This is a genomic window from Intrasporangium calvum DSM 43043, from assembly GCF_000184685.1.
Lineage (GTDB): Bacteria > Actinomycetota > Actinomycetes > Actinomycetales > Dermatophilaceae > Intrasporangium > Intrasporangium calvum.
The window spans coordinates 2,548,661-2,560,013 of the sequence record NC_014830.1; the positions used below are offsets into that span (position 1 = coordinate 2,548,661).

The 11,353-nt window shown below is 70.6% G+C and carries 14 protein-coding genes; 2 read left to right on the top strand and 12 right to left on the bottom strand.

Annotated elements, in window-relative coordinates:
- Positions 1 to 56: 56 nt before the first annotated feature.
- The gene (locus INTCA_RS11560; RefSeq protein WP_013493104.1) at positions 57 to 1,091 is read left to right on the top strand and encodes a sulfite exporter TauE/SafE family protein; all 1,035 of its coding nucleotides are present in this window, start codon (positions 57 to 59) and stop codon (positions 1,089 to 1,091) included.
- On the opposite strand, the gene dprA is transcribed toward INTCA_RS11560, so the two are convergent.
- The 8 genes from dprA to rplS form a co-directional block, all read right to left on the bottom strand.
- A complete protein-coding gene (gene dprA / locus INTCA_RS11565; RefSeq protein WP_013493105.1) occupies positions 1,032 to 2,201 on the bottom strand; it encodes a DNA-processing protein DprA in 1,170 nt (389 codons plus the stop codon). The two genes, INTCA_RS11560 and dprA, sit on opposite strands and share 60 nt — an antisense overlap.
- Entirely contained in the window at positions 2,198 to 3,748 is a 1,551-nt protein-coding gene (locus tag INTCA_RS11570; protein WP_013493106.1) for a YifB family Mg chelatase-like AAA ATPase, read from the bottom strand. Before INTCA_RS11570 ends, dprA begins: the two co-directional genes overlap by 4 nt.
- Positions 3,745 to 4,125 carry a YraN family protein gene (locus tag INTCA_RS11575; RefSeq protein WP_013493107.1) on the bottom strand — a complete coding sequence of 127 codons (381 nt, stop codon included), beginning with the start codon at positions 4,123 to 4,125 and terminating at the stop codon, positions 3,745 to 3,747. Before INTCA_RS11575 ends, INTCA_RS11570 begins: the two co-directional genes overlap by 4 nt.
- A 142-nt stretch (positions 4,126 to 4,267) precedes the next feature.
- Entirely contained in the window at positions 4,268 to 4,588 is a 321-nt protein-coding gene (locus INTCA_RS11580) for a DUF2469 domain-containing protein (RefSeq protein WP_013493108.1), read from the bottom strand.
- Positions 4,585 to 5,379, bottom strand: a complete 795-nt coding sequence (locus INTCA_RS11585) for a ribonuclease HII (protein ID WP_013493109.1) — start codon at positions 5,377 to 5,379, stop codon at positions 4,585 to 4,587. The genes INTCA_RS11580 and INTCA_RS11585 overlap by 4 nt, the downstream gene beginning before the upstream one ends.
- Before the next feature lie 11 nt (positions 5,380 to 5,390).
- Positions 5,391 to 6,314, bottom strand: a complete 924-nt coding sequence (lepB, locus tag INTCA_RS11590) for a signal peptidase I (protein WP_013493110.1) — start codon at positions 6,312 to 6,314, stop codon at positions 5,391 to 5,393.
- 58 nt (positions 6,315 to 6,372) lie between these two features.
- On the bottom strand, positions 6,373 to 7,116 hold the full coding sequence (gene lepB, locus INTCA_RS11595) for a signal peptidase I (RefSeq protein WP_013493111.1): 744 nt from the start codon (positions 7,114 to 7,116) through the stop codon (positions 6,373 to 6,375).
- A gap of 65 nt (positions 7,117 to 7,181) precedes the next feature.
- Positions 7,182 to 7,556, bottom strand: coding sequence for a 50S ribosomal protein L19 (rplS, locus tag INTCA_RS11600; RefSeq protein ID WP_013493112.1), 375 nt, complete (start codon positions 7,554 to 7,556; stop codon positions 7,182 to 7,184).
- Positions 7,557 to 7,864: 308 nt separating this feature from the next.
- Here rplS and INTCA_RS11605 point away from each other — a divergent pair, with 308 nt between their 5' ends.
- Entirely contained in the window at positions 7,865 to 8,623 is a 759-nt protein-coding gene (locus tag INTCA_RS11605) for an ABC transporter permease (protein WP_013493113.1), read from the top strand.
- On the opposite strand, the gene trmD is transcribed toward INTCA_RS11605, so the two are convergent.
- The 4 genes from trmD to rpsP all read right to left on the bottom strand — a co-directional run bounded on the left by trmD (position 8,620) and on the right by rpsP (position 11,318).
- Positions 8,620 to 9,810, bottom strand: a complete 1,191-nt coding sequence (trmD, locus tag INTCA_RS11610; RefSeq protein ID WP_013493114.1) for a tRNA (guanosine(37)-N1)-methyltransferase TrmD — start codon at positions 9,808 to 9,810, stop codon at positions 8,620 to 8,622. The two genes, INTCA_RS11605 and trmD, sit on opposite strands and share 4 nt — an antisense overlap.
- A 6-nt stretch (positions 9,811 to 9,816) precedes the next feature.
- Entirely contained in the window at positions 9,817 to 10,365 is a 549-nt protein-coding gene (gene rimM, locus INTCA_RS11615; protein ID WP_013493115.1) for a ribosome maturation factor RimM, read from the bottom strand.
- Positions 10,366 to 10,593: 228 nt separating this feature from the next.
- On the bottom strand, positions 10,594 to 10,836 hold the full coding sequence (locus INTCA_RS11620; protein ID WP_013493116.1) for an RNA-binding protein: 243 nt from the start codon (positions 10,834 to 10,836) through the stop codon (positions 10,594 to 10,596).
- 2 nt (positions 10,837 to 10,838) lie between these two features.
- On the bottom strand, positions 10,839 to 11,318 hold the full coding sequence (rpsP, locus tag INTCA_RS11625; protein ID WP_013493117.1) for a 30S ribosomal protein S16: 480 nt from the start codon (positions 11,316 to 11,318) through the stop codon (positions 10,839 to 10,841).
- Positions 11,319 to 11,353 lie beyond the last annotated feature (35 nt).

Below are 11,353 nucleotides of genomic sequence, written 5' to 3' on the forward strand. Positions count from 1 at the left end.
CCTGGGGGGTATAGTGAGACGACCCGGTGACCGCGACCACTAGGAGCAACCGACTCATGGCCGCCCCCCTCCTGGCCCTCGCTGCCTTACTGTCCATCTTCATCGGCGTGGCCTTCGGGCTGCTCGGTGGCGGCGGTTCGATCCTCACGACACCGCTCCTCGTCTACGTCCTCGACTTCCAGCCGAAGCAGGCGATCACGGCCAGCCTGTTCATCGTCGGGATCACCTCGATCTTCGGCTTGGTGCAGCACGCGCGTCAGGGGCGGGTCCGGTGGCGGACCGGCCTCATCTTCGGGGTGGCCGGCATGGTCGGGGCTTTCCTCGGCGGCCAGCTCGGCGCCCACCTGCCCGGGTCCCTGCTGCTCGGGGCCTTCGCCGTCATGATGGGCATCACCGCCGTCGCCATGATCCGTGGGCGCCGGAGCCCCGACACCCGTCACGCGAACGGCCTGCCACTCTTCCGCATCCTCCTCGACGGCTTCGCGGTGGGCCTGGTGACCGGTCTCGTGGGTGCCGGCGGCGGCTTCCTCGTGGTCCCCGCACTGGCACTGCTCGGGGGCCTGCCGATGGGGGCCGCTGTGGCCACCTCCCTCCTGGTGATCTCGATGAAGTCCTTCGCGGGGTTCGCCGGCTACGCCCTGCAGTTCGGAGTGAACGGACACGTGGTGCAGGCCAACCCAGAGACGCAGATCGACTGGGCGGTGACGCTGCTCGTGACGGGCTTCGCGATCCTGGGCGCCCTGACCGGGAGCCTGGTCGTCGGTCGGATCCACCCGGACAAGCTGCGCAAGGCCTTCGGCTACTTCGTCCTCGTCATGGCCATCTTCATGCTCAGCCAGGAGGTCGGGGCCACCGTGCTGGACTATGCCGGGCGGGGCTGGCTCGACGCGATGACAGTCGTCATCGCAGTCGTGGCGCTGGTCGGGATCATCGGTTGGCTCATCCGCAGGGCCCCCGCCCCCTCGGCAGGGGCCGGCGATGCGAGCGGGAGCGACGAGGCCGACGAGCGCCGACTCGACACCGCACCGGACTCAGACCTCCGACCGGGTGTTCAGACCTCCGCCACGACGGGGGCGCGCCTGCGACGCTGAGCGCGCCGAGGTAGGCCCAGTCCGGGACGGGGGCGCCTTGCGCCACGACCCGTCCCGCCGTTCCGCGAGCCCCAGCTCGACGAGCCGAGCGAGGACGGCCATGGCCTGCATCGGCGCGAGCGCGGAGAGGTTGCACACCTCGCCGAGGTCGGCCCAAGCCCGGTGCGGCAGCCCATCGTGAACCTTGGCCTCGTCCGGATCGAGGCCATCCGTGGCCAGCTCCGCACCACGAGGCTCTTCGCAAGCGTCCTCCCCGAGCTCTCCCACGAGGTCGATGACCTCTACTGCCGTCGTGACCAGGGTGGCCATGCCCAATCGGATCTTCGCGTGGCAGCCCGCCGAGGTCATCGAGGTGACCGGACCAGGGCAGGCGCCCACGGGTCGACCGAGGTCGACGGCAGTGCCCAGCGTGTTGAGCGAGCCGGAACGCAGGTCGGCCTCGACGACGACGGTCCCCCTCGACATGGCGGCGATGAGCCGGTTGCGTTGGAGGAAGCGCATCCGCATCGGCGCTGATCCGGGGGCCACCTCGGAGAGCACGGCTCCCGTCTCGGCGATGCGCTCGATGAGCCGGGCGTGACCGGACGGGTACGGCCGGTCGATGCCGCTCGCGAGGGCGGCCACGGTGACCCCGTCCACGGCCAGGGTGCCCCGGTGGGCGGCACCGTCGATGCCGAAGGCCGCTCCTGAGATCACCGTCCACCCACGCTGCGCGACTCCCGCCGCGAGATCGGCAGCCAGCTGCTCCCCATACGCGGTGCACACCCGGGATCCGACGACTGCGACGGACTTCCGGGTGACCGCAGCGAGGTCGGCCGGGCCGCGTACCCAGAGGCACCACGGTGGAGTGGGCAGGTCGTCGAGTCGCTCGGGCCATTCGTCGTCGCCGGGCACGACGACCCGCGCGCCCACCTTGGCAGCCGTCGCGATGTCGCGGTCCACGTCCAGTCGGCGCACCCGCTCGGCGAACCGGGCCAGCTTGCCGTGACCGCGCCTGACCCGGTCCAGCGTCGCTGAGGGACCGTGCTCGACCAGGAGATGGTGGACCAGTCGATCACCTGGCTCGACGAGCCGCGACAGAGCCGCTCTGGCCAGCCGGTCCTCCGTCATGCCGCCACCCCCACCTGCCCGCGCATGGACAGCGCGAGCTCGACCTGGTCGCGCCCCGGGCGCTGTAGGCCCGAGAGGTCGGCGACGGTCCATGCGCTGCGCAGGCTGCGGTCGTAACCGCGCAGGCTGATGCTCCCCCGGTCGAGCGCTCGGTCGAGCGGGGCCGTGGCGCTGGCCGGCAGTCGCCAGGCCGGCGAACGCAGCAGCGAGCCCGGAACGTGTGCGTTGAGCGCCCAGCCGTCGATGAGCAGGCCCCGCCAGCGCTCGCGTTGGACAGCTCTGGCTGCCGCCACCCGAGCAGCGACCTCCCGGGTGCTGGCTCCCGGCGGCTGCGCCGCCAGGGACAGCCCCGGGGGCTGGACATGGACCTGCAGGTCGACCCGGTCGAGGAGCGGCCCGGAGAGCTTGCCGAAGTAGCTGCGTCGCATCGCCACCGAACAGGTGCAGTCCAGTCCTTGCCCCCAGCCATTCCCGCACGGGCACGGGTTGGCCGCGAGCACCAGCTGGAAGCGAGCCGGGAACGTGACCGTCTCGTGCGCTCGCGCGATGGTCACGCTTCCGCGCTCCAGGGGCGTCCGCAAGGCCTGGAGGACCGCCTTGTCGAACTCGGGGGTCTCGTCGAGGAACAGGACCCCGCAGTTGGCCTGGGTGATCGCTCCCGGCCGGATGTGGCCGCTCCCCCCACCGATGATCGCGGACTGCGATGCCCCGTGGTGGGGGGCGACGAACGGTGGCCGGGTGATGAGGCGGACGTCCTCCAGGAGGCCGAGGACGGAGTGGATCGCGGTCACCGACATCGACTGGTCCTCCTCGAGCGGCGGCAGCAGCGCCGGCAGTCGCTCGGCGAGCATCGTCTTGCCGGCGCCCGGAGGCCCCGCGAGGAGCAGGTGGTGACCGCCTGCAGCCGCGATCTCCAAGGCGATCTTCGCCTCGGCCTGGCCGAGGACGTCCGACAGGTCCGTGCTCGTCCGCGGCACGCTGGCCTCGTCCCGGGGCGGCTCCTCGACGGGCACCACCACCAGGCCGCGGGACAGGTCTCGATAACGCTGGACGAGCTCGCGCACGTCCGACACCGCGTGCACCTCGACGCCGGTCACCAGTCTCGCCTCAGCCGCGTTCACCGCGGGAACCACGACGTGCCGCACCCCGGCGAGGGAAGCAGCGTGCGCTGCCGGCAGGACACCGGTGACCCCCCGGACCGAGCCGTCCAGCCCGAGCTCCCCGAGGTGCACCACCTGACGGACGACCTCGGCGGGCACGATGTTCATCGCCGCGGCGACGGCGATGAAGATGGCCAGGTCGAACCCGGTCCCGACCTTGCGGCGCCCCGCTGGGGAGAGGTTCACGGTGACCCGGCGCTGGTTGACCAGCATCTCGGCAACAAGGGACGACACCGCCTTGATCCGCTCCGGTGACTGCTTGACGGCCGAGTCACCCAGACCGCTGATGACAAACCCGGGCAGCCCCCCAGCCACGTGGGCCTCGACCTCGACGATGAACCCGTTGACGCCGCTCAGACCGACCGCCTTGGTCCGGCCGAGGCTCACTGGACGCCCCGCAGGTGCGTCAGGCGCGGCATCCCTGCTCGCGGCCGCAGGATCGAGATGACGTCGATCCGAATCGTTCGAGTCTCCAGACGGCGACGGACCGCGGCGGGGCGCGCGTCGAGCCAGAGGCAGGCCAGCCGGCGGAGGCGCTGCAGCTTCTGCCGGGTCACCGCCTCGAAGGGTGCGCCGAACTGCTCGGTGCTGCGCGTCTTGACCTCGCACACCACGAGCGTCTCCGCTTCGCGCGCGACGATGTCGATCTCACCCCGCGCGCAGCGCCAGTTGCGGTCGAGGATGGTGAAGCCGGCGTCGGCCAGGTAACGGCAGGCGAGCGCCTCGCCGTACGCACCCAGTGCCCGGGTCGGTGGGATGTCCATGCGAGCAGCCTTGCCGCATGGTCCGTCTCACGCAGACGGGCGGGTTCGGCCTGTGTACGACGCGGCCCGGACCAAGGGGATGTGGACAGCCCGGGTGCCACAGGGGGTGGTGGCGTCGAGCTGGGAGTCCGGCCTCAAGCGCTCAGGAGAACTCCCCGGACTCCGGCAGCTTGATGTCGGGCTTCGGCAGCTCCTCGATGTTGACGTCCTTGAACGTCACGACCCGCACGTTCTTGACGAACCGGGCCGGCCGGTAGATATCCCAGACCCAGGCATCGGCCATGGTGACGTCGAAGAACACCTCTCCCCCGTCGGTGCGGACCTTGAGGTCGACCGAGTTGGCCAGGTAGAAGCGGCGCTCCGTCTCGACGACGTGGGTGAAGAGTCCGACGACGTCGCGATATTCCTTGTAGAGCTGCAGCTCCATCTCGGTTTCGTACTTCTCGAGGTCTTCCGAGCTCACCTGACCGCCGTTTCTGTCTGATCTGCCGTCATGAGGGCCGGCACGTGGGCCTCTGCTCCCTCATTCAACACCCCTTCGAGCGCCTCGTCGGGCAGCGCCACCGTTCCTGGCTCGTAGACCCCGGGGAGCCGCCAGGAGCGACGGTGGAGCTCGCACGGCCCGATGCGAGCGAGGGCGTCGATGTGCTCGGGGGCGGAGTAGCCCTTGTTGAGGGTCCAGCCGTATGCCGGGTGCTCGGCTCCCAGCCGGACCATCAGCTCGTCGCGCTCCACCTTCGCGATCACGCTGGCCGCCGCCACCGACGAGCACTTGAGGTCGGCCTTGATCATCGTCGTCACCGGTGGCGTCGTCGGTCCGGCGGCGTCGGCGAAGGCGAGCAGGCCGACCTCGTACGGCGCGGTGAGCCAGTCGTGGTTGCCGTCGAGGATGACGAGGTCGGGCACGACCTCGAGCGTGGCCAGGGCCCGGAGGCCAGCGAGACGGAGGGCGGCCATGATCCCGATGTCGTCGATCTCGGCGGGCGACGCGTGCCCGACGGAGTAGGCGACCGCCCAGCGCTGGATCCGCGGCACGAGTCCCCTACGGGCTCGCTCGGTCAGCAGCTTGGAGTCCTTGACCCCGGTGGGAGCCGACCGCACGGTCTCGTCGATGACGACGACCCCGACGCTGACGGGGCCGGCCAGGGCGCCGCGCCCGACCTCGTCCATACCAGCGAGCAGCCGGTGGCCGGCGCGCTGCAGCTGGCGCTCCACCCTCAGCGAGGGCTTCTTCGATGGGGTCCTGACCGCCATTCGCGTGGCCCTCAGGACGACGGGGAGCCGGACGGTGCCGGGACGGTCTCGAAGGTTCGCTCGGGCACACCGAGCCAGGTCACGTGGTCGATGGGCCAGACGATGAAGAGGGCTCGCCCGACGATCTTGTCCATGGGGACGGAGCCGTCGGAGCCGTTGTTGGACGGCGCGTCGTGGTATCGCGAGTCGGACGAGTCGGAGCGGTGGTCGCCCATGACCCACACGTGGTCCGGGGGAACGACGATGTCGAAGGCCTTGCCCTCGCTCGGTGCATCACCGGGTTTGAGGTAGGTCTCGTTGACGGCGACCCCGTTGATCGTGATCGGCCCGGTCCCGCCCTCCGAGACGACGTGGTCGCCCGGGAGTCCGATGACGCGCTTGATGAGGTGGTTCTCGGCGTCCTCGGGGAGGAGGCCGACGAAGACGAGCAGGTCGTGCAAGGGACCGCCAACGTCCGGGGCGCCATTGGTGAGGGCGCCGCTGAGCCACGGGAACGGCTCGGCCGGGTCCTCGAACACGACGACGTCGCCGCGTCGCAGGTCGAACGGGCCGGGGGTCAGCTTGCTGACGATGACCCGGTCGTCCTTGACGAGGGTGTTCTCCATCGATCCCGACGGGATGTAGAAGGCCTGGAAGAGCCAGGTCTTGACCACGAAGGAGAGCACCATCGCGAGCACGACGACGATGACCAGCTCCTTGAGGGCCGCCACGAGTCCGGCGCCGAACCCGCGCTGGTCGTCCGGCTCGTCGTCCGTGTCGTCAGCCAGGTCAGGCTCGCTCCCTGCCCCGTTGCCCAGCCGCGTGCCGAGCTGAGCGGAGCCGTCCCTCGGGTCGTAGGCGTCGTCCACCCCGTCGCCGAGAGACAGAGCGTCGGGGTCGCCGCCACGGTCCGGGTGTGGTCCCGTGGACTCCGGGCGGCCTGGCACTTGCGACATCACTCACCGTTTCGTCGTGGGGAGCACTTCCCCCCGTCCCTGTCCGAGCGACGGGCAGCTAGGGGGTGGCTGAGGATTCGTCGGGGTCGACTGCTCCGAGTTGGTCGAGCGGCCAGTATCGCACCCACACCTTGCCGATGATGTCGTCTCCCGGGACCATGCCGCCGCCCGGCTCGCCGAGGTGCGCTCGGGAGTCTGCGGACCCGGCCCGGTTGTCCCCCATGACCCACAGGCGTCGGGGCGGGACGAGCACGTCGAACGTCATCGTGCTCGGTTGCTGTCCCGGCTTGAGGTAGGGCTCGTCCACGGGGGTGCCGTTGACCTCGAGGCGCCCGTCGGGCCCGCAGCAGCGAACCCGGTCACCCGGTAGTCCGATGACCCGCTTGACGTAGTCGGTCGGTGGACCTTGCCCGACGAGGGCTTCCAGCCCGTCCACGAGACCCTCGAGCAGTCCCCGGTCGGGCACGTCGAGGTTGAAGGCTCGGGAGGCATCGAAGACGATGATGTCGCCGTGCCGGAGGTCCTCGGGGCTCGTCGTCCGGTCGACGAGGATCCGGTCCCCGACGTGCAGGGTGTCCTCCATCGAGCTGCTGGGAATCCGGAACGGGGTCACGAGCAGGGACCGCACGAGCAGGACGAGGAGCAGCGCCACCGCAGGCCCGATGAGCCACCGCAGGTCTCGGTCGCGACGCCGCGCCGAACTGCTCGTCGACGGGGTGGAGGGCTGGGTGGCCGGCTGTGGAGAGGTCGCGGGGGACGACGAAGGCGCGGTGGAACCCGGGCTGGAGGGCTCCTCGTTCACGGGGAACCACTCGACCCGGGGACCACCGCGCCTCGCGTCACGAACGCATCAGGTGTGCGTGTGGATCAGGCCTTGGCCCCGGACTTGGCCGGCACGGTGTCACGCTTCTCGCGGATCTTGGCCGCCTTGCCGCGCAGGCCGCGCAGGTAGTAGAGCTTCGCGCGGCGGACGTCACCGCGGGTGAGCACCTCGATGTGGTCGATGATCGGGGTGTGGAGCGGGAAGGTGCGCTCGACGCCGACCCCGAAGGAGATCTTGCGGACGGTGAAGGTCTCGCCGATGCCGCCGCCGTGGCGGCGGATGACGACGCCTTGGAAGACCTGGACCCGGGAGCGGGTGCCCTCGACGACCTTGACGTGGACCTTGAGCGTGTCACCGGCGCGGAACTCGGGAATGTCCGAGCGCAGCGACGCGGCGTCGATCGCGTCAAACGTGTGCATGATGCTTCACTTTCCTGGGAGCCACAGGCCACCCGTGCGGGATGTCTGGTTCGCGTTCGGTGCGGCCACGTCGGCCAGCAGGGCCGAGCGTGCTCGGTTCCGCTGGCTGGACTCCCCCTGTGGCAGGGGCCGTCGTCAGCCGGACGCAAGGTCCAAGTTTGCCAGAGCAGGCCGCCATTCCGAAATTCGTTGCCGTATGCCGCTGGGCTCGGTCCCAACCGGCGCCTCCCACGCGGGTGGCGGGGCGGCGAGGGGCCGGACCGGCGTGGTCGGCCGCGGAGCCGGCCGGGTCCCGATAGCGTCGGTCCGTGACCATCAACCCCGGGTGGCCGGTGGCCGTCGCGCTCGTCGCCCTGCTGCTCGTCGCTGTCGTCGCGAACATGGTGTTCCGCCACGGGTTGGCCCGGCAATCGGTCGTGGCCGGCCTGCGAGCGGCCGCGCAGCTGACTGCAGCGGCTGCGGTCATCTCGGTGGTCGTCGGGTCGCTGTGGCTCTCGGCGCTGGCGCTGTTCGGGATGTTCGCGATGGCGGTGCTGACCACCTGTCGGCGCATCGACAGCCCCGGGTCGTGGCCGTGGGCCACTGCGGCGATGGCGGCGGGTGTCGTGCCGGTTCTCGCCATCCTCCTGCTGAGTGGGACCATCCCGTTCCACGGCATTGCGCTGATCCCCGTCGTCGGGATCGTTCTCGGCAACACCATGACGGTCCACACCCTGGTCGGCCGACGAGCCTTCGCCGCGCTGCGGGAGGAGCGAGGCCAGTACGAGGCGGGCCTGTCGCTGGGGATGGTGCCCGACCAGGCGATCGACGAGATCATCGCGCGGCGGGTGCCCGAGGGCCTCGTGCCCAGCCTCGACCAGGTCAAGACCTCTGGCGTCGTCACCCTCCCCGGAGCGTTCATCGGCGTCATGCTGGGCGGGGGCAGCGCCGTGCAGGCCGCGACGGCCCAGGTTCTCGTGCTCTTCGCGATCATGGCCACCCAGTCGGTGACGGCCGGAGTCGAGGCTCGGCTCATCCGGGCCAGACGGACGCTGCCCGACGACCTTCGGGCCACCCTCGTCTCCTAGCCCCTTCGTCGCTTGACCAGCTCGACGGTTCCGCGGATCGCTGGTTCGCCGGGCGCGGTCCGGTATCCAGCCTTGCGGTACATCCGCAGGTTGTCCGAGCTCCCGGCGCCCGCGATGAGTGACACGGTCCACGTGCCGTCCGGGGCGGTGTCCTCCGCGAGGCGGAGCAGGCGGCGCCCGAGCCCGCGGCCCTGCAGGTCCGGAGCCACCATGAGCCTGGAGACGAACAGGTCATCGCCGCGCACCGCGGTGCGCACCGAGCCGACGATCCGGCCACCGTGGCGGGCGACCCACGTGTGGGTCTCGTCGAGGCTGGCCCGCAGCACGCCGATCGGCTCCTCGAGCGGAGGGATGTCGAGGCGCTGGTTGGCCATGGCCTCCTGCACCCAGCACGCCTTGGTCAACGTGAACAGCTCGGGCACGTCCGCGGGCACCGCCGGGCGGATGTCGACGTCGAGCCCGCCGTCCACCGTCACCTGCGCGGGGTGGAGCAGGTCCGGACGACGGGCCGCGGTGCGGGCGAGGCGCTGCTCATGACGCCAGGCGGCGATGGCCGCGTGGTTCCCGGACAGGAGCACGTCGGGCACGGCCCGGTCGCGCCACACTCGCGGCTTGGTGTACAGGGGGTACTCGAGCAGCCCGTCCTCATGCGACTCCTCGAGGAGGGAGTCGGCGTTGCCGATGACGCCCGGCAGCAGCCGGGCGATCGCCTCGACCATGGCGAGGACCGCCACCTCGCCACCGTTCAGGACGTAGTCACCGAGGCTGACCACGGAGACCTCGAGACCGAGGTCCGCCCGGGAGTACTCGTAGACGCGCTCGTCGATGCCCTCGTAGCGACCGCAGGCGAAGACCAGCCACGGCTCTCGGGCGAAATCCCGAGCCATCGCCTGCGTGAACGGCCGGCCCCCGGGGCCCGGCACGATGAGGCGAGGCCGCTGTCCCTCCGCACGGTCCGGGTGCGCGACGACGTGGTCGAGCGCCTCAGCCCACGGCTCGGGCTTCATCACCATGCCGGCGCCACCGCCGAAGGGGGTGTCGTCGACGGAGCGGTGCCGGTCGTGGGCGAACTCGCGCAGGTCGTGAGCGGCGACGGTGAGCAACCCGTCCTGCCGCGCCTTGCCGATGAGCGACAGGTCGAGGGGCGAGAGGTACTCAGGAAAGATCGTGATGACGTCGATGCGCATCAAGCGTCAAGCTCCCGGCTCGCGGAAGAGGTCGAAGAGTCCGGGTGGTGCGTCGACGACGACATGGTCGGCGGCGACCGTCGGGACGATCGCCTCGACGAACGGCACCTGCGCGGTGACTCCGTCGGAGAGCCGGATGACCAGACGGTCCTGGGCCGCACCGAGGTCGAGGCCCGTGACCATACCGAGCACCAGGCCTTCGCGGTCCCGCACCTCGAGGCCGACGAGGTCGTCCTCGAACCAGGCCGCGTCGTCCTCGTCCTCGTCGGCTGTGACGGCCGACGCTTCGACCACCAGCCGGGTCCCGCGCAGGCCCTCGGCTCCGGTGCGGTCCGGGATCTCCTCGAACCCGAGCAGCCACGTCCCGTTGTGGTCGCGCGTCGTCCGGACGGTCAACTGCCTCGGCACGCCGGAGCCCGGCGTCGCCTCGGTCTCGAGAACCTCCCCAGGGGCAAAACGACGCTCGGGATCGTCGGTGTGCAGCTGCACCGTGACCTCACCTCGAAGCCCATGTGGCTTGCCGATGCGCGCCACCAGGACCCTGTCGCCGTTCATGATGACCATCCTCTCAGCAGGGTGACGGCTCGGACCAGCTCTGACCAGCTCTGACCAGCACGGAGCACCTCGGACCAGCTCATCCGGCACGCGTCGCGGACCGCGCCGGCCGCGGAGGGAAGCTCGCAGCAGGAGCGAGCCCGGCGGCATACGGCCTGGCCGCTGGGACCGACGCAGAGTGGGGCGCCCCGGGCTCCCGGGACACCCCACTCGACGTGCGGTCGGCGCTCAGCGCGCCCGGTCGGTGTCGACGATGTCGACCCGGACATTGCCGTTTCCGGCAAGCGCGTTCACGACGGTGCGCAGCGCACTCGCGGTGCGGCCGGACCGGCCGATGACCCGCCCGAGGTCGTCGGGGTGGACCCGCACCTCGAGCAGCTCTCCGCGGCGCAGCTCCTTACGACGCACGACGACGTCCTCGTCGTGGTCGACGATTCCCTTGACGAGGTGCTCGAGCGCCTCCTCGAGCATGCTCAGGACTCGTTCTTCTCGGACGTCTCGGTGCGCTCGGCCTCGGCTTCGGCGGTCACCTTCGCCTCGGCGGCGTCCTCAGTGGCGGCCACGTCGGTGCTCGGCGCCGGCTCCGCCTTCTTCGCGGTCCGCTTGCGCGGCGTGCTCGAGGCGTCCTTGTCGTCGGACGACTTGCCGGCTGCGGCGAGCGCGGCCTCGTACCGCTCCTTCTTGGACTGGCCCTGCTCCTTGGTGCGGAGCTTGCCGTCGTTGATGACCTTGAGGAGGGCTGCGACCGCCTCGGTGGGCTGGGCGCCCTGGGCGATCCAGTAGTTGGCGCGCTCCATGTCGATCTCGATGAGCGACGGCTCCTCGGTGGGGTGGTACTTGCCGATCTCCTCGATCGCCCGGCCATCACGCTTGGTGCGGGAGTCCATGACGACGACGCGGTAGAACGGTGCACGGATCTTGCCCATGCGCTTCAGACGAATCTTGACTGCCACTGGTGTGGTGTCTCCTGTTTCTTGTTGTGAACGCG